The organism is Pasteurella oralis (assembly GCF_042681465.1).
Lineage (GTDB): Bacteria > Pseudomonadota > Gammaproteobacteria > Enterobacterales > Pasteurellaceae > Pasteurella > Pasteurella oralis.
Map to the genome: position 1 here is coordinate 304529 of NZ_JBHUFP010000004.1, position 23740 is coordinate 328268.

Genomic DNA, 23740 nt, shown 5'->3' on the forward strand with positions numbered 1-23740 from the left:
GAGGATAACAGTATGGTTAAATTTAATACGACAAAGAAAATTAAACGAGCGAAAAGTGTAAAAATAGCAAAAAATGACGCGATTAAACTAAATAAGCCAAAAGTGGTTTATGAAAATAGTTTTTTAAAATGGCGTTATTTTGCCGCATTGGCTGTTATTATGAGTTGCTTAGTCGTGTTAATTGGTAAAGCTGCGAATGTGCAAATCATTAATGCGGATTCTTTAGCTGATGAAGCAGATAAACGTTCTTTGCGTACACAAGAAATTCAATCTGTGCGTGGTTCGATTTTAGATCGGCATGGACAATTACTTTCTGTTAGTGTACCGATGTATTCTATCGTGGCAGATCCTAAAGATATTTTTGAGAAAAATTCTTTGGTGGATAAAGAGCGTTGGAAAGCTTTAGCGGAAGCCTTAGGGGTTTCTTATAATGATATTCTCAAGCGTATCGAAAAAAATCCAAAATCACGCTTTGTTTATCTTTCGCGTCAAGTATCGCCAACAGTCGCCGATTATGTGCGTGAATTAAAATTAAAAGGGGTTGTACTGAAAAATGAAGCACGCCGTTTTTATCCGCGTGTTGAAGAAGTCGCTCATTTGGTTGGCTATACCAATATTGATGGTGAAGGAATTGAAGGAATTGAAAAGAGTTTTGATTCATTATTAATTGGTAAATCAGGTTCTCGTACTTATCGTAAAGATAAATTCGGCAATATTGTTGAGAACATTGCAGATGTTAAAAAATATGATGCACAAGATGTCACCTTAAGTATTGATGAAAAATTACAATCCATGGTGTATCGTGAAATTAAAAAAGCAGTAGCAGAGAACAAAGCTGAGTCTGGTACTGCAGTATTAGTGGATGTGCGTACTGGTGAAGTATTAGCAATGGCAAATGCCCCTTCTTATAACCCAAATAATCGTGTTGGCGTCAAAGCGGATTTAATGCGTAACCGAGCAATTACGGACACTTTTGAACCAGGCTCAACAGTCAAACCATTTGTGGTGCTTGCGGCATTACAGCGCGGAGCTGCGAAACGTAATGAAGTGATTAATACTGGTCCTTTGGTGTTGAATGGGCATGAAGTACGAGATGTCGCGCCTCGTGATCAATTAACACTAGATGGTATTTTAGAGCATTCAAGTAACCGTGGTGTGAGCCGTTTAGCATTGCGTATGCCACCACATGCCTTAATGGAAACCTATATGAATGCAGGGTTAGGTAAGCCAACTGATCTTGGTTTAATTGGTGAGCAATCGGGCTTGCTAAATGCAAATCGTAAACGTTGGTCTGATATTGAACGCGCTAACGTCGCTTATGGTTATGGCATCAATGCAACACCATTACAAATTGCGCGAGCTTATGTCACCTTAGGAAGTTTCGGTATTTATCGTCCACTTTCTATCACTAAAGTTGATCCGCCTGTTATCGGACAACGTGTGTATTCTGAAAAGATTACACGTGAAGTGGTGAATATGATGGAAAAAGTAGCGATTAAGAATAAAAAAGCGATGGTAGAAGGCTACCGTGTTGGTATTAAAACGGGGACTGCCAAAAAACTTGAGAATGGTCGCTATGTGGATAAATATATTGCTTATACTGCGGGTGTCGCCCCAATTTCAGATCCTCGTTATGCTTTGATTGTATTAATTAATGATCCAAAAGCAGGGCAATATTATGGTGGGGCAATTTCAGCACCAGTGTTCTCAAATATTATGGGCTATGCACTGAGAACTAATAATATTCCACCAGATGCAATGCCACAAGATAAAACGGCAAGACGCGTTGTGCGTTTGAATAGTGATAATGGAACGAAAACCAATTAAGAAAAAATTATGCGAAAATTGACCGCACTTTTGGGGCAAGTTGAACTTGCCCCAAACATTGAACTTACGGAAATGATTTTAGACAGTCGAGCAGTACAGCAAGGCTGTCTTTTCGTTGCTTTAAAAGGACATCAAGTAGATGGTCGTCACTACATTTCACAAGCTATTGAAAATGGAGCGGCTGCTGTATTATCTGAAGCCGATTTGGCAACACAGCATCTACAAATCCGCTTTGAACAGCATGTACCTATCATTTCTTTCTATCAACTCAGTCAACATTTATCGCAGCTAGCTGATCTTTTCTACAATCATCCATCGCAAAAACTAACCTTAGTTGGTGTGACCGGAACGAATGGTAAAACCACAATTTCACAGCTTTTAGCACAGTGGACAACATTACTAGGACATAAAAGTGCAGTCATGGGGACGATTGGAAATGGCTTATTTGGACAAGTAGAAGAAGCTGCGAATACGACAGGGTCTGCTATTGAAATCCAATCTGGATTAGCTAGTTTTGTTAAACAGGGGGCTGAGTTTGTTGCGATAGAAGTATCATCACATGGTTTGGTGCAACATCGTGTCGAAGCACTCGATTTTGCGGTCACTATTTTTACAAATTTAAGTCGCGATCATCTTGATTATCATCACACGATGGAAAACTATGCAGCAGCGAAAAAGCGCTTGTTTACTGAATTAAGGTCAAAACATCAGATTATTAATGTGGACGATGAGATCGGTCGTGCTTGGTTAACACAACTTCCTTCGGCAGTCGCGGTGAGCTGTAATCCAAATTTCCAAACAACACAGCAACAATGGCTAAAAGCGACACGTATTGTTTTTAACAATAAAGGTGCTCATGTGCATTTTGAATCAAGCTGGGGTAATGGTGAACTACAAAGCCATCTCATCGGCGAATTTAATGTCAGTAATTTACTTTTAGTCTTGGCGACTTTGCTTTCTCTTGGTTATGACTTGCAGCAATTAATCCAAACTGTAGCACAATTAACAGGAGTTTGTGGGCGTATGGAAATGTTAACTGCCACAAAATATGCGACGGCAATTGTGGATTATGCACATACGCCAGATGCACTAGAAAAAGCATTACAAGCTGCACGTTTACATTGTCATGGTCAGTTGTGGTGTGTGTTTGGCTGTGGTGGTGATCGTGATCGTGGTAAACGTCCGTTAATGGCGGCAATCGCTGAACAATTGGCGGATAAAGTCATTGTGACTGATGATAACCCTCGTACTGAGTCGCCTATTCAAATTGTTTCCGATATTTTGGTTGGGTTTAGTTCACAAGCTGAAGTAAAAGTGATTCATGAGCGTGAAAATGCTATTGCTTTTGCTATTCAACAAGCAGCAAAAGATGATGTGATTTTGATCGCAGGGAAGGGACATGAGGATTACCAAATTATTGGTCAACAAAAGCAGCATTTTTCTGATCAAGAAACGGTTCGAAAATATTTTAATATGAGTTATTAGCATGCTTAAACTGACAACAAAACAATTAGCTGAAATTTTAAATGCACAGCTTGTAGGCAGCAGCGATGTCGTGGTGGAAAATATCAATACTGACACACGTCAAATGGTTGGCAAAAGCCTTTTTTTTGCGTTAAAGGGTGAACATTTTGATGCACATAATTATTTAGCGCAGGCTGTTGAACAAGGCGCAGTTGCTTTAGTTGTACAACAATGGGATCCAAACGTTTTCGTACCGCAATTGGTCGTGCAGGATAGTCGAGTCGCGTTAGGAGTATTAGCCAAGTGGATAAAAGCTAAAGTTGCACCTTTAACTGTTGCTATGACGGGATCTTCTGGTAAGACAACCGTGAAAGAGATGACGGCAAGTATCTTACAAAGTGCGGTCGGTTTTGACAAAGTTTTGTTTACTCAAGGTAACTTTAATAATGATATTGGCGTGCCGTTGACTTTATTACGTCTGACTGAGCAACATCAATTTGCAGTGATTGAATTAGGCGCTAATCATCAAGGTGAAATTGCTTATACTACCAGTTTAGCTCAACCAGATGTGGCGTTAGTAAATAATGTTGCTGCGGCACATTTAGAAGGCTTTGGTAGCCTTGAGGGCGTGGCAAAAGCGAAGGGGGAAATTTTTCGCGGTTTGCCAGATCATGGCATTGCTATTGTTAATAAAGAGCATGATTACTGCCCATCAATGTGGGCTTCGGAAATTGGTGAGCGTCAAATACAATATTTTGCGTATCAAGATACTGAGGCGGATTTTTATGCAGATAAGGTACAGTTTACAGAATCAGGTTCCATTTTTGACTTACATACCCCAGCAGACCATGTTCAAATCCAATTGCCTTATTTAGGTGAGCATAATATTAAAAATGCTCTAGCCGCCACCGCGTTGGCAATGAATGTTGGGGCAACCTTAGCACAAGTTAAACACGGCTTGGAAGTGCGTTCAGAGGTGAAAGGGCGTTTATTTCCGGTACAACCCTGCGCTAATTTATTGTTATTAGATGATACTTATAATGCGAATGTGGATTCATTACAATCTGCGATTAATGTGCTAAAAAAATATACCGCTTTTCGCATTTTAGTCGTTGGCGATATGGCAGAATTGGGTGAAAATACACAATTTTGTCATCAACAAGTTGCGGATTATGCTAAAGCCGCGCAATTAGAGTTAGTGTTATCTTTTGGCTCAGAAAGTGCGTCAATTTCTCAAGCTTGTTTAGGACAACATTTTACTGAAAAAGCACCACTTTGTGCTTATTTAACGACTTTGATTAAAGAAAAATTACAACAAAATCAAAAGATTGTATTATTAGCAAAAGGATCGCGTCGGATGAAAATGGAAGATGTGATTAATACCTTAAAGGATAATTTTATATGTTAGTCTGGCTTGGTGAGTTTTTACAGCAATATCACAGTGGATTTAATGTGATTTCTTATATTACAGTGCGTGCAATTCTTGCATTATTGACCGCACTTTTATTGTCGTTATGGATTGGACCTAAAGTGATTCGCCGCTTACAACTACTAAAATTTGGGCAAGAAGTGCGTGATGATGGTCCAGAAAGCCATTTTAGTAAGCGTGGTACACCGACAATGGGTGGCGTAATGATTTTATTTTCTATTGGGGTGAGTACTATTTTATGGGCAAATTTAGCTAATCCTTATATTTGGTTTAGCTTGTTTGTGTTATTTGGTTATGGTGCAGTGGGTTTTATTGATGACTACCGCAAGATTACACGTAAAAATACCGATGGTCTGATTGCGCGTTGGAAATATTTTTGGTTATCCGCCATTGCACTTGTTGCTGTATTTGGTATGTATACGTTAGGTAAAGATACTGATGCTACGCGTTTAGTCGTACCATTCTTTAAAGAAGTTATGCCTCAATTAGGCTTATTTTATGTTGTATTAGCTTATTTTGTGATTGTTGGCACAAGTAATGCAGTTAATTTAACTGATGGTTTAGATGGCTTAGCCATTATGCCAACCGTTTTTGTCGCAGGTGCATTTGCTTTGATCGCATGGGCGACTGGTAACATTAATTTTGCTGAATATTTACATATTCCTTATATTAAATTTAGTGCTGAATTAGTTGTCTTTTGTACTGCTATTGTCGGTGCAGGACTAGGATTCCTATGGTTTAATACTTATCCTGCTCAAGTTTTTATGGGCGATGTGGGTTCCCTTGCGCTTGGCGGCGCATTAGGTGTAGTGGCAGTGTTAGTACGCCAAGAGTTTTTATTAGTAATTATGGGCGGGGTGTTTGTGGTTGAAACCTTATCTGTGATTTTGCAAGTAGGCTCCTATAAGTTACGTAAGCAACGTATTTTCCGGATGGCACCAATTCATCACCATTTTGAATTAAAAGGCTGGCCAGAACCACGTGTGATTGTACGTTTTTGGATTATTTCTTTAATGCTTGTGTTAATTGGTTTAGTCACCTTGAAATTGCGTTAACGATAAAATTATAAGAGAAAAACAATGCAAACTTCCTATCAAAATAAAAAAGTCTGTGTTATTGGATTAGGCAAAACGGGTTTATCCTGTGTTGATTTTTTGTTAGCAAAACAAGCCGATGTGCGTGTTATTGATACGCGTCAACAACCAACAGGGGCAGAACAATTATCACAGCATATCCCACTGCATACTGGAAGCTTAAACAAACAATGGTTGTTGGAAAGTGATTTAATCGTGATTAGCCCAGGCTTGGCTATCAAAACGCCTGAAATTCAGACCGCACTTGCTGCTGGGGTAGAGGTAGTTGGTGATATTGAGTTATTTTGCCGTGAAGCAGACAAACCGATTATTGCTATTACAGGCTCGAATGGCAAAAGTACTGTCACAACATTAGTCGCAGAAATGGCAAAAGCCGCTGGCTTGAAAGTTGGTATGGGGGGGAATATTGGTATTCCCGCGCTTTCTTTATTAAATCAGGTTCATGATATTTATGTGCTTGAACTGTCTAGTTTCCAGCTTGAAACCACTTATAGTTTACAAGCAATATCTGCCACAGTATTAAATGTGACAGAAGATCACATGAATCGTTATGTTGATTTAGAAGACTATCGCCAAGCTAAATTAAAAATTTATCATAATGCAAAAACGGTAGTGGTCAATATCGAGGATCCATTAACGTCAACAGAAAGTGTGAAAAGTGCGGTCAGTTTTGGCGAAAAAAATGCGGATTATTGGTTAAAAACAGAAAATGGTCAGCAGTATTTAATGGCAAAAGAGCAAATGATTTTGCCTTGTGATGAAATGAAATTAGTTGGTCGTCATAATTATATGAATGCGTTAGCCGCTATAGCTTTGGCACAGGCTGCTGGTATTAATCTGGAAGGCATTCGTACTGCATTACGCCACTTTGCAGGTTTAGCGCATCGTTTCCAATTGGCACATGTTGCTCATGGTGTGCGTTGGGTCAATGATTCAAAAGCAACGAATGTGGGAAGTACTGTTGCAGCATTAACAGGATTACATGTCGAAGGTAATTTGCACTTGCTCTTAGGTGGTGATGGCAAAGGTGCTGATTTTTCAGAATTAGCACATTTAATTAACCAGCCACATATTTATTGTTATTGTTTTGGCCAAGATGGGGCAAAATTAGCCAATTTATCAACGCAAAGTCAACTTTTTGATAATATGGAACAAGCGATTATGCAGCTACGCTCTCGTTTAAAAGCGGGTGATATGGTACTCCTTTCTCCTGCTTGTGCTAGTTTAGATCAATTTCCAAGTTTTGAGAAACGCGGTGAAGCGTTTACCCGTTTAGCCCAATTAAGTTAGGTAATACATCAATGCAATTTTTAGAAGAAGTAAAACAGCAATATGATCGTTGGACGCGTATTACACCGACCAACTTGTTGTACGATCGTGCCTTACTTTGGTTATTTATTGTATTACTTTTAATTGGATTGCTGGCAGTTTCTTCAGCCTCTATTCCTGTCGGCACACGCTTGTTTAAAGATCCATTCCATTTTGCGAAACGTGATGCGATTTATGTTTTTCTTTCTTGTGTAACTTGTTATTTGTGTGTACAGATTCCAATTGAAAAATGGGAAAAATGGCATGTACGTATTTTTGCCTTAGCTTTATTTTTATTGGTTATTGTTTTGATTCCTGGGATCGGTTTATCTGTTAATGGTGCTCGGCGTTGGATTCCAATGGTGTTGTTTAATTTTCAGCCAGCAGAATTTGCTAAGCTCGCACTCACTTGTTTTTTAGCCAGTTATTTTACCCGTAAATATGATGAGGTTCGTAGCCGTAAATTAAGTGCTTTTAAGCCTTTTGCTTTAATGGGGATCATGGGGGCATTTTTACTTTTACAGCCCGACTTAGGGAGTACCGTCGTACTTTTTGTGATTACTTTTGGGTTGTTATTTATTGTTGGCGCGAATTTCTGGCAGTTTGTGGGGTTAATCGCATTTGGTGGACTTTTATTTGTCTGGTTAGTCCTTTCTTCTGCTTATCGTTTAAAACGTTTCACTGGCTTTTTAGATCCATTCAAAGACCCTTATGGTACGGGTTTCCAATTATCTAATTCACTGATGGCGTTTGGTCGCGGTGAATGGGGTGGTGAAGGATTAGGTAACTCGATTCAAAAATTAGAGTATTTGCCAGAAGCGCATACTGACTTTGTGATGGCAGTCGTAGGTGAAGAATTTGGTTTCTTTGGCATTGTGGTGATTGTTATTCTACTTGGTTTATTAATTCTACGCACCATGAAAATTGGACGTGAGTCGTTATTATTAGAACAACGTTTCAGAGGCTTTTTAGCATTTGGGATTAGTTTTTGGATTTTCTTTCAGGGCTTTGTCAATTTAGGCATGTCATTAGGTTTATTACCAACCAAAGGGCTTACTTTCCCTTTGATCAGTTATGGTGGTTCAAGTTTAATTATTATGTCTATGACTGTGGGGTTGTTATTACGTATCGATCATGAAAATCGTTTAATGCAGATTGGTCAAGCTCGTTTGCGAGACGATTAAAATTGGTAAAAAATCGACCGCACTTTTGTTAAAAGTAACATTAACTGGCAAATCGCAAATAAGATAAAAAAGGAAAGAATGTGACGGGGCAAAATAAAAGATTATTAGTTATGGCAGGCGGAACGGGCGGGCATGTGTTTCCTGCGATTGCTGTTGCACAATGTTTACAAGAACGCGGCTGGGAGATCTGTTGGTTGGGAACGAAAGATCGTATGGAAGCCCAGTTGGTCCCAAAACACGGAATCCCAATTCGATTTATTCAAATTTCTGGTTTACGAGGTAAAGGCATTAAAGCGTTACTTGCGGCGCCTTTTGCTATTTTTCGCGCAGTATTGCAGGCTCGACAAATTATTAAAGAATATCAACCTCATGCAGTATTAGGCATGGGTGGCTATGTTTCAGGACCGGGTGGACTTGCTGCAAAACTTTGTGGCGTGCCTGTAATTTTACATGAACAAAATGCCGTAGCTGGATTAACAAATAGTTGGCTAGCTAAAATTGCAAGGCGTGTATTGCAGGCTTTTCCAACTGCCTTTCCAAACGCTGAAGTCGTGGGCAACCCTGTCCGCCAAGATCTGTTTTTACAACCAACTCCAGAGCAACGCTTTGCTGATCGTGAAGGTAAATTACGTATCTTAGTGGTTGGTGGTAGTCAAGGGGCAAGAGTATTAAATCATACTTTACCCCAAGTGATTGCCCAATTGAGCGATAAGCTTGAAGTGCGCCATCAAGTAGGAAAAGGTGCAGTAGAAGAAGTAGAAGCACTATATGCAACTTATGCTGCTGTGAGTGTGACAGAATTTATTGATGACATAGCAGAAGCTTATGCTTGGGCAGATATTGTTATTTGCCGTTCTGGGGCGTTAACTGTTTGTGAATTAGCTGCCGTCGGCACAGCGGCTATTTTTGTACCATTCCAACATAAAGACCAACAACAATATTTAAATGCAAAATATTTGGCTGATGTCGGTGCAGCAGAAATTATTCAGCAAAAAGATTTGAGTGCACAAGCATTAGTTGATTTATTAAATCAATTGGATCGCGAAAAACTGCGAGTAATGGCAACCAAAGCCAAAGCGATGGCAACACCACTTGCTGCACAACGCGTCGCTGACGTGATCATTGAAGAAGCAAATTAAAAAGTAGGACAGAAGCATGATGAGATCAAAATGTGGAAAAGAATTTCAACAACGAGTACGCGATGTTATTCCTGAAATGCGCCGTGTACGCCAGATTCATTTTGTAGGAATTGGTGGTGCTGGTATGGGAGGAATTGCTGAAGTCTTACTGAATGAAGGATATTTTGTGACAGGCTCTGACATTATGGAAAGTGCGGTCACAAATCGTTTAATTTCATTAGGAGCCAAAATTTATTTTTCCCATGCCGCAGAAAACATTGATGGCGCAAGCGTAGTTGTTGTATCAAGTGCAATTAAGCCAGATAATCTTGAAGTTGTTGCTGCTCAAGAAAAACGTATTCCTGTGATCCAACGTGCACAGATGTTAGCAGAAATTATGCGTTTTCGTCATGGCATTGCTATTGCTGGGACACATGGTAAAACTACAACTACCGCAATGATTTCAATGATTTATGCTCAGGCAGGATTAGACCCTACTTTTGTTAATGGGGGATTGGTTAAATCAGCAGGAACTAATGCCCATTTAGGTTGTAGTCGCTATTTAATTGCAGAGGCGGATGAAAGTGATGCGTCTTTTTTACATTTGCAACCTATGGTGTCTGTTGTAACGAATATTGAACCAGATCATATGGAAACTTATCATGGCTCTTTTGAGGAAATGAAACAGACTTATGTGAATTTTCTCCATAACTTACCTTTCTACGGTTTAGCCGTTCTTTGTGCTGATGATGATGTTCTTACTGAGCTGACACCTAAAGTTGGACGTCAAGTGATTACTTATGGTTTTGCTGAAAAAGCAGATTATCGCATTGAAGATTATCAACAAACGGGCTTCCAAGGACATTATACGGTGATTACACCAACAGGTGAGCGTATTGATGTTTTGTTAAATGTACCGGGTCGTCACAATGCATTAAATGCAACAGCTGCTTTAGCTGTAGCAAAAGAAGAAGGTATTGCTAATGAAGCGATCTTAGCTGCATTAGCAGATTTCCAAGGGGCTGGTCGTCGTTTTGATCAATTAGGGCAATTCATTCGTCCAAATGGCAAAGTGATGTTGGTAGACGATTATGGTCATCATCCAACAGAAGTTGGAGTCACTATTCAAGCGGCACGTCAAGGCTGGGGAAATAAACGTGTTGCGATGATTTTCCAACCTCATCGTTATTCAAGAACCAGAGATTTGTTTGATGATTTTGTCCAAGTGCTTTCGCAAGTTGACACATTGATTATGCTTGATGTGTATGCTGCTGGTGAGGCACCAATTGCAGGTGCAGATAGTCGTTCGTTATGCCGTTCAATTCGCAATTTGGGTAAAGTCGATCCGATTTTTGTTGCTGATCATAGCCAATTAGGTGAGATTCTTGATCAAGTCTTACAAGATGGTGACTTAATTTTGGCGCAGGGTGCAGGTAATGTAAGTAAAATTGCGCGTCAATTAGCTGAAAATTGGACTAAGGAATAAATGGATAGCAAGATGAAAAAAGCATTAAAACAACAAAAAATAGCAGTGTTACTAGGCGGAACCTCGGCGGAACGAGAAGTATCGTTAAATTCAGGCCAAGCGGTATTAAATGCGCTATTGAATCAGGGCTTTAATGCTCATCCAATCGATCCAAAAGAGTTCCCTGTTGCGACATTAAAAGAACAAGGTTTTGATCGCGTATTTAATATCTTACATGGGCGGGGTGGTGAAGATGGCACGATGCAAGGTCTATTAGAACAAATTGGTATTCCTTATACTGGTTGTGGTGTCATGACATCAGCGTTAACGATGGATAAAATGCGTACAAAAATGTTATGGAAAGCCTTTGGTTTGCCTGTGGCCGAGATGGAAATTGTGACGAAAAACAATGTATCAGAACTTAATCCAAGCGCTGTTGTCGAAAAATTAGGCTTGCCACTTATGGTAAAACCTTCGTTAGAGGGATCCAGTGTTGGGTTAACGAAGGTCAACACTGTTGGAGAATTGAAAAGTGCGGTAGATTTCGCACTTAAATATGATGAAACAGTGTTAATTGAAGAGTGGCTAGCGGGTGATGAATTGACCGTGCCTGTATTAGATAATGAAGTGTTGCCATCAATTCGTATTGTACCTGAAGGTGAATTTTATGATTATGAGGCAAAATATGTTTCAGATAATACACAATATTTTTGCCCGTCTGGTTTGAGTGAAGAGCGAGAATTAAAATTAAAACAATTAGTTAAGCGTGCTTATGATGTTGTAGGTTGTCGTGGTTGGAGCCGTGTTGATGTTATGTTAGATAGCAAAGGCGAGTTCCGTTTAGTGGAAGTCAATACTAACCCAGGCATGACAAGCCATAGTTTGTTTCCTAAATCTGCAGCAACAGTTGGCTATTCTTTCGAACAATTAGTGGTCAGAATTTTGGAGTTGAGCGCTGAATGAAAGGCTTAAAACGTAAAACGACCCAAGGTATTAAAAAACCAAGTGATTCAAAAGCACTTCTGATTAAAAATGTGAAATTAGTTTGCTTGTTATTTTTTGCTGCGGTGTTTTTTTATGCTTATTCCAATTGGCAAAAATTGATGGAACGGTTAGATAATAAGCCAATTAGCGCGTTTATTCTTGCTGGTACGCCAAGTTTTACTACCTATGATGATATACGAGATGCTGTGTTGAAAATGGGTGAACTGAAAGGTTTTTTTGGGCAAGATATTGATGCAGTTCGTGAACAAATTGAAACGATGCCTTGGGTAAAAGGCGCTGTCGTACGCAAAATATGGCCTGATAAGTTAAGTATTACGTTGGCTGAATATACACCAATTGCCATTTGGAATGAGAGTGAATTTTTATCCAGCGATGGTTCTATCTTTCAGTTACCATTTGAAAAGTTAAATGATAAAAACTTACCGCACTTATCTGGACCTGACTATCAAAGTGCCAAAGTATTAGAAGCTTGGAATCAAGTTTATGCAAATCTAAAAGAAAAAGGTTTGGTTTTAAAAGCAGTTGCAATTGATGATCGTGGTGCATGGCAAATTGTACTTGATAATGATCTTGTATTAAAATTAGGCAGAGGTGAGTGGAAGGCAAAACTTGACCGTTTTGTCACAATTTATCCACAAATTGAAGTCCCAGAGAATAAGAAATTATCTTATGTTGATTTGAGATATCGTGTTGGTGCAGCAATTGGATTTTCAGATACTAACACAAATTAGTTTAGATAATATGAAGTGATAAAAAATGGCAAAAATTGTGGAATCAAAAATTATTGTTGGATTGGAAGTGGGCACCTCTAAAGTGGTTGCGTTAGTTGGAGAACTTTTACCTGATGGCGTAGTGAATATTTTAGGCGTAGGAAGTTGTCCAGCAAAGGGGATTGATAAAGGAAATATTACGGATTTGAATGCTGTTGTCACTTCAGTTCAGCGTGCTATTGAACTTGCCGAATCTGTCGCAGATTGTGAAATTATTAGCGTGACTTTAGCTATTACTGGTCAACATATTCAAAGTTGGAATGATAGCGGTGCAGCACCAATTGCAGATGGTGAAGTGACTCAAGAGGATATTGATGCTGCTTTGCATACGGCAAGCTCCATTAAAATGCCAGAAGGATTGGCGGTTTTACACCGTTTGCCACAAGAATATGCAGTTGATCAGCAAAAAAATATTAAAAATCCACTAGGATTCCAGGGTGGTCGTTTAACTTCAAATGTGCACTTAATTGCTTGTCACCAAGATTGGTTAAATAATTTACGTCAAGCGGTTGAACGTTGTAAGTTAAAAATTGATAAAGTGATTTTTTCAGGGATTGCAACGAGCCATTCTGTATTAACAGAAGATGAAAAAGATTTAGGTGTTTGCTTGATTGATTTTGGTGCAGGTACGATGGAAGTCATGGTTTATACCAATGGCTCTTTGCGTTTTAGTAAAGTCATTCCTTATGCAGGTAATCGTGTGACTGATGATATAGCATATGATTTAACTACTTCACGAGTAGAAGCAGAAAACATCAAAGTAAAATATGGCAGTGCAGTTAGCCCACCAAGACAAAATCCAGATGAGCAATTTGATGTAATGAGTATTGATGGCAGTGTAATTGAGCGTTGTTCGAAAGCACGTTTATCTATGGTGACTGCGGGACGCTATCGAGAAATTCTAGAACTAGTCAAAGAAGAGCTTATTCAGCTTAAATATGATTTAGAAAGTAAACAAATGAAATTTGAGCTCATTGCTGGTATTGTGATTACTGGTGGTGGGGCACAAATTAAAGATTTAAAAGAGTGTGCAACGGAAGTATTTGGGTTGCATGTACGTATTGGTAATCCATTAAATATTACAGGAGTAACTCACCTTGTTGAGAAAAAACCGCAATATTCTACTGTACTGGGTTTGTTACAATATGAATATAGCAGTAATGATGAAAGTCCGATGAATGATGCTTATAGTAATGAAAGTGGATTTTTTGGTTCTTTATGGTCGGGAATGAAAAAATTTGCAAAGAAAGTGGGTTCAGAATTTTGAGAATTCCAGTTTTTCATCTACAATAAGAAATATTTAGGTTTTAATAATGTGCTAGCAGAGAATTAGCATTGACGGAGAATGAATATGTTTGAACCAGTAGATTACGATCTTGGTGAAATGGACGGAGCTCTCATCAAAGTTGTGGGCGTCGGTGGCGGCGGTGGTAACGCTGTAAACCATATGGTAGCCAGTATGATTAAAAATGATATTGGTGGTACGCTATTAGACGAAGCTATAATGAATTCAGATGAACATGGCAAAATTATTTTTTATGCTGTGAATACTGATGCTCAAGCGTTACGCAAAAGCCAAGTTCAACAAACTGTACAGATTGGTGGTTCAACAACGAAAGGCTTAGGTGCAGGTGCAAATCCAAATGTTGGACGTAAAGCTGCAGAAGACGATCAAGAAGCTATTCGTGCAATGCTTGAAGGTGCTGATATGGTCTTTATTGCTGCTGGTATGGGTGGTGGTACAGGGACTGGTGCTGCTCCAATTGTTGCGCAGATTGCAAAAGAGCTTGGTATTTTAACCGTTGCTGTTGTTACTAAACCATTCTCATTTGAAGGCAAAAAGCGTATGTTGTTTGCTGAAATGGGGATTAAAGAACTTTCTAAACACGTCGATTCTCTAATTATTATTCCTAATGAACAATTAGCTAAAGCATTACCTAAAAATGCAACATTACTCCAAGCCTTCTCTGCTGCTAATGATGTGTTACGTAATTCAGTAACAGGTATTTCAGATATGATTACTTCACCAGGTTTAATCAACGTAGACTTTGCAGACGTTCGTACCGTTATGTCTGAAATGGGACAAGCTATGATTGGCTTTGGTTCTTGTAAAGGTCCTGCTGGTGAAGGTCGTGCAGAAGATGCGACACGCATTGCAGTAAAAAGTGATTTATTAGAACGTGTCGATCTTTCTGGTGCGAAAGGTGTGTTAGTCAATATCACCTCTGGTATGGATCTTGGTTTAGACGAGTTTAATGTAGTTGGTCAAACTGTAGCTGAGTTTGCTTCTGAAGAAGCAACGGTTGTAATTGGAACAACATTAGTACCAGAAATGGTAGATGAAATTCGTGTAACTATTGTAGCAACAGGTATTGGTGATATTGAAGGACCAGAAATGCCGCAAATGCATCGTCAACAACCTATTCAACATACTACTGCTGGCGAATCAAGACCATTACAACCTGCTAATTTAAGTAGTCATCCAGCAGCGACACAGGGCTATGGGGCACAACCAAACCATGTTCCACCACGCCCAACAGATTTGACTAAAACAAGTATTTTGGACACACCAATTACTGCGCGTCCAACGAATAACTTGCAAAAAGATGAAAATTTGTTTAATGTACAAAATTTCATCCGTAATACAGATAAATAATTTGCAATTAATCTTGTTGTACACACAATAAGTTAAGAGAAGAATATGATTAAACAGAGAACATTAAAACAAAGCATTAAAGTAACTGGTGTGGGGTTGCATAGTGGTAATAAAGTCACATTGACTCTACGCCCTGCGATGCCAAACACAGGGGTGATTTATTGTCGTACAGACTTAAACCCACCAGTCACTTTTCCTGCAAATGCTAATGCAGTGCGTGATACCATGCTTTGTACTTGTTTAGTTAATGAAGAAGGTGTGCGTATTTCGACAGTTGAACACTTAAATGCAGCACTTGCTGGTTTAGGGATTGATAACGTCATTATTGAAGTTGATGCACCAGAAATTCCAATTATGGATGGTAGTGCAAGTCCGTTTATCTACCTTTTACTTGATGCTGGTATTGAAGAGCAAAATGCAGCGAAGAAATTTATTCGTGTAAAACAAAAAGTACGTGTAGAAGACGGTGATAAATGGGCTGAATTTACGCCATATAATGGTTTTCGCTTAGATTTCACGATTGATTTTGAACATCCTGCAATTGGTAAAGATGTTCGTAACTATGTTATGGATTTTTCAGCACAAGCTTTTGTTCAACAAATTAGCCGTGCAAGAACGTTTGGTTTTATGAAAGATATTGAATATCTTCAGTCGCAAGGTCTTGCATTAGGCGGTAGTTTAGATAATGCGATTGTATTAGATGATTACCGTATTTTGAATGAAGATGGCTTACGTTTTAAAGATGAATTAGTTCGCCATAAAATGTTGGATGCTATCGGTGATTTATATATGGCTGGTTATAATATTATTGGTGATTTTAAAGCTTATAAATCAGGTCATGGCTTAAATAACAAATTGTTAAGAGCGGTGTTAGAGAATCAAGATGCTTGGGAGTTTGTTACTTTTGAAGACAAGCAAACTGTGCCGCAAGGTTATGCCGCGCCAACGCAAGTGTTGATTTAATTCGCTTATTTTGATGAAAAAGCTATACTTTTAACCGAGTATAGCTTTTTTATTTTCTCGTATATTTAGCTGTTAAGATCAGCTCAGTATTAAGTATATTGCTGATAAGGAATTTGAAGCTTAATTAGAACTAAAACACTATTGCTAGTGCTAACGTGTTAAAATTTGCGAAAAATTGACCGCACTTTAAATATCGTGTGAGTACTATTTCATCAAAAGGAGAATGAGTATGCTTAATTTTACATTCCAATTACCTACATTAGCGATGTTTGGTAAAGGTCAAATTCAGGCTATCAATAAGCACATTCCGCGAAATGCTCGTATTCTAGTTACTACAGGTGGTGGTAGTGTGAGGAAAAATGGTGTATTTGCACAGGTTGAACAAGCATTAGATGGTTTTCATTGGGTTGAGTTTTCTGGTATTGAGCCAAATCCAACTTATGAAACTTTGATGAATGCCGTTGCACTGGTTAAGCAAGAAAACTTAGATTTTATTCTGGCTGTGGGAGGTGGTTCTGTATTAGATGGTAGCAAGTTTATTGCTAGTGCGGTTCACTTTAATGGGGAAGCTTGGGATATTTTGGCAAAACATGCACGAATTGAACGTGCTTTACCGATTGGTGTTATCATGACATTGCCTGCGACTGGCTCAGAAATGAATAGCTATGCGGTAATTAGCCGTAAACAAACCGCTGAAAAATTATCTTTTGCTTCGCGTTTGATTCGCCCACAATTTGCTGTGCTCGATCCCACCACGACTTATTCTTTACCTGCTCGACAAACTGCAAATGGCGTGGTAGATGCTTTTGTACACACTTTTGAACAGTATATGACATATCCAGTGAATGCCAAAATTCAAGATCGTTTTGCAGAAGGGGTATTCCAAACTTTAGTTGAAGAAGGACCAAAGGCACTGGTTAATCCAACCGACTATGACGTTAGAGCCAATATTATGTGGGCAGCTACAATGGCTCTAAATGATATTCTAGGTGTTGGCGTACCGCAAGATTGGGCATCCCATGCCATTGGACACGAACTGACTGCACAATATGGCTTAGATCATGCTCAAACATTAGCTGTCATTGTCCCTGCTTTAATGACATATCAAAAAGCACATAAACGTGAAAAATTAATTCAATTCGCACAACGTGTGTGGGGCTATCAAGGTCAGGATCAAGATGAAGCTGTACAAGTTGCTATTGATAAAACCCGCTACTTCTTTGAGCAAATGGGGGTTAAAACACGTTTTCGTGATTATGCTATTGATGACAGCCAATTTTCTGTTATTTTAGATAAATTAATTAAACATCAAGGTAGTAACTTAGGTGAACATAAGAACTTAGATCGTCAGGCGATCAAGGAAATCTTATATGCCGCATTATAATACTTAGCGAAAGTGCGGTTAGTTTTTCCCGAGTTTTGATTTGATACAGGAAAGTCATATGTCTTTTGATTTAAGTGAAATTCGTCAGCAAATTACACAAATTGATCGTAATTTGTTGAAATTATTATCTGAGCGCCATCGTTTGGCTTTTGATGTTGCACGCAGTAAAGAAGTCAGCCAAAAGCCATTACGTGATTTGGAGCGCGAACAACAGTTATTACAGGAATTAATTCAATTCGCAGAAGCACAAAATTATCAGCTTGAAGCGCAATATATTACTCAAATTTTTCAACGGATCATTGAAGATTCTGTCGCTACACAGCAAGTCTATTTACAGAAAAAATTAAATGAGCAGCGCGAGCAAAATATTCATATTGCGTTCTTAGGTAAACGAGGTTCTTATTCGCATTTGGCAGCTCGTAATTATGCCACGCGATATCAGGAACAGTTAGTCGAATTAAGTTGTAGTACCTTTGATGAGATTTTTGCCAAAGTGAGTCAAGGGGAGGCTGATTATGGTATACTACCTTTAGAAAATACGACTTCAGGCGCGATTAATGAAGTCTATGATTTGTTACAACATACTGATTTATCCTTAGTTGGCGAGCTAGCATATCCTATTCGTCATTGTGTATTAGTGAATGAGCAAGAGGATTTAAGCCAAATTGATACGCTATATAGCCATCCCCAAGTAATCCAGCAATGTAGCCAATTTATTAAAAGCTTAGATCGTGTTCATATTGAATATTGTGAAAGCAGCTCTCATGCAATGCAACTCGTAGCGAGTTTAAATAAACCCAATATTGCTGCATTGGGTAATGAAGATGGTGGGCTTTTATATGGATTGAAAGTACTAAAAACCGATATTGCGAATCAATCAAATAATATTACGCGCTTTATTGTTGTTGCCAAGACAGCATTAAAAGTATCGCCTCAAATTCATACTAAAACGTTACTTTTGATGAGTACTGCACAAAAAGCAGGGGCATTGGTTGATGCTTTGTTAGTCTTTAAAAGGCATCAAATTAATATGACTAAATTAGAATCGCGTCCTATTTATGGTAAACCTTGGGAGGAGATGTTTTATTTAGAAATCGAAGCGAATATTCATAATCCTGAAACACAACAAGCGCTTGAAGAGCTTAAACAATACAGTAACTATTTAAAAGTATTAGGTTGCTATCCAAGTGAAATTATCAAACCCGTTGAACTTGAGGTATAACATATCTTTTTTGTGATGTATTTATTTCTTTAAAAGTCAAAAAGTTTAAGTATTGAAGGAGATTGAATCTTGATAAAGAGCAATTTCCTTTTTTATTTAGGTATTAAATGTCGTAATGGAACGATTGATTGGATTATGATGAATACCATCAGACTAAGAGTGGTTCTTTAATAAGCAAAACGAAACAAACAAGTTATGATGTTATTAATACAGCTATTCATCAAGGCAGCCAGTTTGCAGCGCAAAATATTGTGTTACAGGCAGGTAATCAGTTGAATAGTACTGGATTGAAAACAAGCGCCAAACAGATTCAAGCTGACGCGAAGGCGATTGAATTAGGCACAGTCACAGATGATCGTGCGGAAACCCATTGGTCACAACGAAGTAAATGAGGCTTAGTTGGTAGTGCCAAAGGTGGCGTGGCTGTGAGGCATTAGCGTCTAAAAGGCGAGCATAATAGTAAAACATTTGATGAGAACGTGCAGGTCAGCCAATTTGCGACAGAAGGGGATATTCGTCTGAAAGCGAATGAGGCATTGACTTTAAATGCAGCGCAATTGCGAGCCGAGCAGGATATTTATTTAGAAAGGACAGTTAATATCAATGTCGTTGATGAGGCATATCGTAGTCATGATAGCCACTACAGTCAAACTTTAGGCATTGGTATCGATATGGTATATAACTCTAAGGAAAATAAAATGTGGCATATTTATAAAGATGATCATTCTGATCTTAATTTTGCATTAGAATGTTTATATTGCGATGCAATATCTTTACAAGAATTTAAGGAATGGATTGAATTGGTTATTTTGTCTATGGATATTGATGATATTCCATATTATATCTATGATCTTTTAGATTTTGATGAGCCATTATTTCATATACCTAAAATTATTGGCTTTGATGTTATTAACCAACTTTCTAGTAATGATATATATAGTATTTATGGTATTGCTTATTTAAGGGGAAATAATATATATGAATCACCAATAAATAGAGAAGAAGCAATATTAATCCTAAAGGATAATTTTTCTGTAGCAAATAATTTTAAAAAGTTTTTTCCTTTTATTGAAATTAAATTTTCAGATAAGAACTATCTTGGATAAATCTTTGAGGAGCAGATCAAAGTGCGGTCAATTTTAGAAAAGTATTAAAAGTTGTGAAAACTTGACCGCACTTTATTGGATGAGAGTTAGAATTGATAGGTGGCACCTAAGTTTATAAGTTCATTGTCTTTTTTACTGCCTTGAGTAGATAAGTTATAACCTACTTGTAAACTCAAACCATCACGTAATGCATAAGAGGCGCCCAATCCAAACCAAGAGATATGTTTACTTTGCGCCACACCATGAATATGTATTGTGTCTGTAAAGCCTGTGAATTTGGCGTCAAATCCAAAATCATTATGTTTTGGTGTATATGCATGACTAAAACTGGTATTGAGAGTCAGTTTGTCGAATGTCATCTTCGTTCTCATACCAAGAATAACGGAATTCATGTGGTAAGTTTTTGCTTTGGCATCAATGCCAAAGGCGACATTTTCTTTAAAACTGCCTCGATTTATAGTATGGAAAGCATTTGCAATAAAAGGATTGATTTTGGTTTTAGCAAAATAGACATTAGTGCCTAATTCAGTATAGAAGTTATAAATTTTACTGTTAAATTTGCTCTCTACTTGTTTATCAATAACAACCCTATTTACATTATTGGTGGCATAGTTAAAGCCAGCAATTGTTGCTAAATAAAAGTTGTTAATATGATAAGCACCGTAGAGGGAAGCCGTTGTGCTTTTAGTTTTGCTTTTACCCGCCTCGTGATTAAACTCAGTATTAGTGGTGCTTTGATTTAGGGCAAGTCCCAATGTCAATGTCTCTGATATTTTGTTGTCAAAACCGATTTGTGAGCCAGTTGTTTTAGCATTAGCGCTTGCATACCCTTTTTGGTGAATCTTGCTATGTGCATAAATGCCATCTAACCAAAATCCATTTTTTGTGCTGTCATTGACAGACATAACACGCTGGCTTAAGGCTTGATTGGTGACTAGGTTTTGATTGATGATAGCCTGTTGGCTAGACGCATAAATTTCTCCTGAAAGCGAGTCGATAATTGCTGGTAACTGAGCTTTATCTACTTGCAATAGGCTTGCTGCAGCTGGACTAAAAGGATGATATTTATCACTACTTGCAAGCGTATCCAGTACTTTATCTATATTGCTCGCTGTTTGTATTGCGCTTTTAGGCGTGTAGTTTATTGTTTCAAGGACATAAGCGGTTGAGTTTCTCTTATATTTTACGTTTATCTCTTTATTTTCTTTGACGTAAAATTGAGAAATATCGATGTAATTGTTTATTCTATTCGTTTTTGCATAAGTGATATTTTGATGGTTTGAGATCGACTGCGCAGAAATGATTGTTCTCTCTTTTTCATTTTGGCTTGGTATCCCATTAGGATTTGAAGTTAATGACGCTATTTCTTTTACATCAGCAACGATTTTACTTGAACCACCTAGATCCATAGTACCAGTCACTTCTAGTTTCGATTTATCTATATCAATTATGATTCTAGAATTGGCATTGCCTATATAGTTGCCATTTATAGTTAATCCTTCCCCATACACACTGAGCGAGCCATTATTTTTTACGGTGTAGTGTTGTGTATTTTCATTTTTTCCAAGAACGACTTTTTGGTTTTGGTTGTTATATTTTTTAGTATCAAATTCAGCTAAAAGCGTGCCACCTTGATTGATGATGACTTCAGATGTTAATGAGTGGCCTATACCTAATACACCACCATCAACAATGGTTTTACCTTGATATTGATTTTTACCATTTAGGTATAGGGTACCGCTACCTTGTTTTAATATACCTGCATCACCTTTAATGTCATTACTCCAAGTAAGTTTTTCTTTATCTTGGTAATGTCTAAAATCGAAATTGACCACTAATAGATCTTTACTGCTATTTTTACCTGAAATATTTATATTTTTCTCGAATTTATCATCATTTAATAATTTTGCATCTTTATTAGTCAGCAATCGTTTATCAAACAGTGCAGGTCCTTTTAAAGCCCGTCTTTCATTTAAAAGACCCCAACCAAATTTAGCTTCGGGATTTGTTGTTGGTTCACCGCATTCTCTCATATTCTCATTTTGGCATTCACCGTCTTGACCTTTTAAGAATGTGCCCGGTTTATCCGCAGTAGATAGTATGCTGACGACGACTAAGTGATGATCCATCCAAGGGAATTTTGTCCATATATTAGCGGCGGCGGCAGTGACTCTCGGTGCGGCAAATGATGTTCCTGTTGTAGGGACATTTTTGTATGAGTCGCTTTCTTTTACTTTTAATAAAAATCTATAGGTTCCTTGTGCTGCAATACCCCAATTTTTTGCATTTTCACCGATATAGTTAGAAGCACCTGTTCTTCCATATCTCTTTCGCTCAATAGTGCTTTTAGCTCCTTGACTATAGTCAGCTTCGGCTACACTTATCCAGCCATTTCTTGCATCATCATCTATCATAGGATAGACAGACTGCGGGGTACCATGATTTTGATTTTCGTTGCCAGCGGCCCATACAAAGATGCTATCTTCTTTAGCATATTTTACTATATTGCCGATAGGCTTTATTGGATATTCATGGGCAAGCGCATCTGCACCATAAGAGTTATTAAAAATTCTCACCCCCTTATTGTGCGCTGTATCATAGTGATAACTTCTTACCCAGAAAATTTCATTAGTATCCTGATATGCACTATAAGCATCTATTATTGCTGTTTTGTTATATCTGTTAATTACGGCAGCTACCATTGTGCCGTGAGAATATGGCGTTAAATTTATTGCAGGATTTTGGTTATTCGTTTGTAATCTTAACTTGCCATTTTCATCTTTAAAACTATCACTGAGATAATAGGAAGTATCTATTACGGCAATATCTCTAACTAAGTTTTCATCATCAATATATTGCATGTCCTTGATTAAGGATAATGTGCCAGATGAATGGATATTGTGAGTCGCACTATTAGATTGTTCATCTTTATTATTTGGTGTAGGTAGCGATGTCTGTGGATCATTTTCAGACAATTTAGGTGGATCTGGGTTTATAGGGAGATCTGGAGTAGAGGATGGTGGTGGATTATGAAGATGAGGATTCTCATTATTTTTATCCATGGGAGGTAGTGGCAAATCTAAATTAGGTGTAGGCGCGACGTTTGAATTGGATTCAGTATCTAAATCTAAATTAGGTGTCGTCTCGGAATCAGGCATATGACCTAAATCTGTATTTTCTGATTGATCAACATTAGGAAGTGAAGAATGATCATTTGTTGATGAATCATGATGATTAATTGGCGGTGGTGTGCTTTCACCGCCACTACCCCCTCCACAAGAGGCAAAAAAGAGCGATAACGTCGGTATGATAATTTTTTGATATTTTTGTTTCATAATTGGTTATTTTCTGAGATTGTTTAAAATAATTATATAATTCTAATTTAATTAGAATTTATCATCAATTTTTTAGCAAATTAATAAAATTACTTGCTTAAAATTTAGACTGACATTGACTGGTTGTGATGCTGTGTTAACGTATTGTTAACTATTTTATTATGACGAATAATATAAATGTGGATATAACTAGTTAAAAATACATTATTGTAAATTTAAAGTATGCTTTTTTATTTGTTATTTTATGTAAAAAATATTTTAGAAATAAAATTATATCTATTTTGATATTATAGCGAATTTTTTAATAAAATAATTACTGTTTTGTTCAATTTATTGTATTTTTAATATTAATTTAGACTATTTTTCATAATTAATTAAGTTCATGTTTTTTATTAAACTTTTACTTAAAA

Annotated in this window: 17 protein-coding genes and 1 pseudogene; 17 read left to right on the forward strand and 1 reads right to left on the reverse strand. The window is 37.7% G+C overall.

The genetic code is table 11. The features are described from left to right. Positions 1 to 12 precede the first annotated feature (12 nt). From ftsI to ACFSAV_RS03280, 17 genes and pseudogenes are all read left to right on the forward strand, one after another. A complete protein-coding gene (ftsI, locus tag ACFSAV_RS03200) occupies positions 13 to 1827 on the forward strand; it encodes a peptidoglycan glycosyltransferase FtsI (protein ID WP_379096107.1) in 1815 nt (604 codons plus the stop codon). Positions 1828 to 1836: 9 nt separating this feature from the next. Then, complete coding sequence (murE, locus tag ACFSAV_RS03205; protein WP_379096109.1) at positions 1837 to 3312, forward strand: UDP-N-acetylmuramoyl-L-alanyl-D-glutamate--2,6-diaminopimelate ligase; 1476 nt, start codon at positions 1837 to 1839, stop codon at positions 3310 to 3312. 1 nt (position 3313) lies between these two features. Next, positions 3314 to 4699: a UDP-N-acetylmuramoyl-tripeptide--D-alanyl-D-alanine ligase gene (gene murF / locus ACFSAV_RS03210; protein ID WP_379096112.1), complete on the forward strand. Its 1386-nt coding sequence runs from the start codon at positions 3314 to 3316 to the stop codon at positions 4697 to 4699. Further along, a complete protein-coding gene (mraY, locus tag ACFSAV_RS03215) occupies positions 4693 to 5775 on the forward strand; it encodes a phospho-N-acetylmuramoyl-pentapeptide-transferase (RefSeq protein WP_379096114.1) in 1083 nt (360 codons plus the stop codon). The genes murF and mraY overlap by 7 nt, the downstream gene beginning before the upstream one ends. A 24-nt stretch (positions 5776 to 5799) precedes the next feature. Further along, on the forward strand, positions 5800 to 7104 hold the full coding sequence (gene murD, locus ACFSAV_RS03220) for a UDP-N-acetylmuramoyl-L-alanine--D-glutamate ligase (protein WP_379096117.1): 1305 nt from the start codon (positions 5800 to 5802) through the stop codon (positions 7102 to 7104). An 11-nt stretch (positions 7105 to 7115) separates the two neighbouring features. Further along, entirely contained in the window at positions 7116 to 8306 is a 1191-nt protein-coding gene (gene ftsW / locus ACFSAV_RS03225) for a putative lipid II flippase FtsW (RefSeq protein WP_379096120.1), read from the forward strand. An 80-nt stretch (positions 8307 to 8386) separates the two neighbouring features. Next, complete coding sequence (gene murG / locus ACFSAV_RS03230) at positions 8387 to 9445, forward strand: undecaprenyldiphospho-muramoylpentapeptide beta-N-acetylglucosaminyltransferase (protein ID WP_379096123.1); 1059 nt, start codon at positions 8387 to 8389, stop codon at positions 9443 to 9445. Positions 9446 to 9461: 16 nt separating this feature from the next. After that, a complete protein-coding gene (gene murC, locus ACFSAV_RS03235) occupies positions 9462 to 10910 on the forward strand; it encodes a UDP-N-acetylmuramate--L-alanine ligase (RefSeq protein WP_379096125.1) in 1449 nt (482 codons plus the stop codon). A 12-nt stretch (positions 10911 to 10922) separates the two neighbouring features. Further along, the gene (locus tag ACFSAV_RS03240) at positions 10923 to 11852 is read left to right on the forward strand and encodes a D-alanine--D-alanine ligase (RefSeq protein WP_379096462.1); all 930 of its coding nucleotides are present in this window, start codon (positions 10923 to 10925) and stop codon (positions 11850 to 11852) included. After that, positions 11849 to 12625, forward strand: a complete 777-nt coding sequence (locus ACFSAV_RS03245; protein WP_379096128.1) for a cell division protein FtsQ/DivIB — start codon at positions 11849 to 11851, stop codon at positions 12623 to 12625. Before ACFSAV_RS03240 ends, ACFSAV_RS03245 begins: the two co-directional genes overlap by 4 nt. A gap of 25 nt (positions 12626 to 12650) precedes the next feature. Then, the gene (gene ftsA / locus ACFSAV_RS03250; RefSeq protein WP_101774655.1) at positions 12651 to 13931 is read left to right on the forward strand and encodes a cell division protein FtsA; all 1281 of its coding nucleotides are present in this window, start codon (positions 12651 to 12653) and stop codon (positions 13929 to 13931) included. 84 nt (positions 13932 to 14015) lie between these two features. Further along, a complete protein-coding gene (gene ftsZ, locus ACFSAV_RS03255) occupies positions 14016 to 15320 on the forward strand; it encodes a cell division protein FtsZ (protein WP_101774656.1) in 1305 nt (434 codons plus the stop codon). 45 nt (positions 15321 to 15365) lie between these two features. After that, positions 15366 to 16283 (forward strand): UDP-3-O-acyl-N-acetylglucosamine deacetylase, encoded by a 918-nt coding sequence (gene lpxC, locus ACFSAV_RS03260; protein WP_379096132.1) that lies wholly within the window; start codon positions 15366 to 15368, stop codon positions 16281 to 16283. A gap of 229 nt (positions 16284 to 16512) precedes the next feature. Beyond that, positions 16513 to 17667: an iron-containing alcohol dehydrogenase gene (locus ACFSAV_RS03265; protein ID WP_379096135.1), complete on the forward strand. Its 1155-nt coding sequence runs from the start codon at positions 16513 to 16515 to the stop codon at positions 17665 to 17667. A gap of 58 nt (positions 17668 to 17725) precedes the next feature. Then, a complete protein-coding gene (locus ACFSAV_RS03270) occupies positions 17726 to 18889 on the forward strand; it encodes a chorismate mutase (protein ID WP_379096138.1) in 1164 nt (387 codons plus the stop codon). 128 nt (positions 18890 to 19017) lie between these two features. After that, positions 19018 to 19281 carry a hypothetical protein gene (locus tag ACFSAV_RS03275; protein ID WP_245853273.1) on the forward strand — a complete coding sequence of 88 codons (264 nt, stop codon included), beginning with the start codon at positions 19018 to 19020 and terminating at the stop codon, positions 19279 to 19281. A 66-nt stretch (positions 19282 to 19347) separates the two neighbouring features. Next, positions 19348 to 19995: pseudogene (locus ACFSAV_RS03280) on the forward strand (hemagglutinin repeat-containing protein); the annotation flags it as partial. Between the two features lie 86 nt (positions 19996 to 20081). Here ACFSAV_RS03280 and ACFSAV_RS03285 read toward each other — a convergent pair. Next, the gene (locus tag ACFSAV_RS03285) at positions 20082 to 23330 is read right to left on the reverse strand and encodes an autotransporter domain-containing protein (protein ID WP_379096141.1); all 3249 of its coding nucleotides are present in this window, start codon (positions 23328 to 23330) and stop codon (positions 20082 to 20084) included. Positions 23331 to 23740: the final 410 nt, after the last annotated feature.

What these genes read in the sequence shown, in the direction of transcription:
- ftsI (WP_379096107.1), top strand. Translation starts at nt 13, where the DNA reads ATGGTTAAATTTAATACGACAAAGAAAATTAAACGAGCGAAAAGTGTA.
- murE (WP_379096109.1), top strand. Translation starts at nt 1,837, where the DNA reads ATGCGAAAATTGACCGCACTTTTGGGGCAAGTTGAACTTGCCCCAAAC.
- murF (WP_379096112.1), top strand. Translation starts at nt 3,314, where the DNA reads ATGCTTAAACTGACAACAAAACAATTAGCTGAAATTTTAAATGCACAG.
- mraY (WP_379096114.1), top strand. Translation starts at nt 4,693, where the DNA reads ATGTTAGTCTGGCTTGGTGAGTTTTTACAGCAATATCACAGTGGATTT.
- murD (WP_379096117.1), top strand. Translation starts at nt 5,800, where the DNA reads ATGCAAACTTCCTATCAAAATAAAAAAGTCTGTGTTATTGGATTAGGC.
- ftsW (WP_379096120.1), top strand. Translation starts at nt 7,116, where the DNA reads ATGCAATTTTTAGAAGAAGTAAAACAGCAATATGATCGTTGGACGCGT.
- murC (WP_379096125.1), top strand. Translation starts at nt 9,462, where the DNA reads ATGATGAGATCAAAATGTGGAAAAGAATTTCAACAACGAGTACGCGAT.
- ACFSAV_RS03240 (WP_379096462.1), top strand. Translation starts at nt 10,923, where the DNA reads ATGAAAAAAGCATTAAAACAACAAAAAATAGCAGTGTTACTAGGCGGA.
- ACFSAV_RS03245 (WP_379096128.1), top strand. Translation starts at nt 11,849, where the DNA reads ATGAAAGGCTTAAAACGTAAAACGACCCAAGGTATTAAAAAACCAAGT.
- ftsA (WP_101774655.1), top strand. Translation starts at nt 12,651, where the DNA reads ATGGCAAAAATTGTGGAATCAAAAATTATTGTTGGATTGGAAGTGGGC.
- ftsZ (WP_101774656.1), top strand. Translation starts at nt 14,016, where the DNA reads ATGTTTGAACCAGTAGATTACGATCTTGGTGAAATGGACGGAGCTCTC.
- lpxC (WP_379096132.1), top strand. Translation starts at nt 15,366, where the DNA reads ATGATTAAACAGAGAACATTAAAACAAAGCATTAAAGTAACTGGTGTG.
- ACFSAV_RS03265 (WP_379096135.1), top strand. Translation starts at nt 16,513, where the DNA reads ATGCTTAATTTTACATTCCAATTACCTACATTAGCGATGTTTGGTAAA.
- ACFSAV_RS03270 (WP_379096138.1), top strand. Translation starts at nt 17,726, where the DNA reads ATGTCTTTTGATTTAAGTGAAATTCGTCAGCAAATTACACAAATTGAT.
- ACFSAV_RS03285 (WP_379096141.1), bottom strand. Translation starts at nt 23,330, where the DNA reads ATGAAACAAAAATATCAAAAAATTATCATACCGACGTTATCGCTCTTT.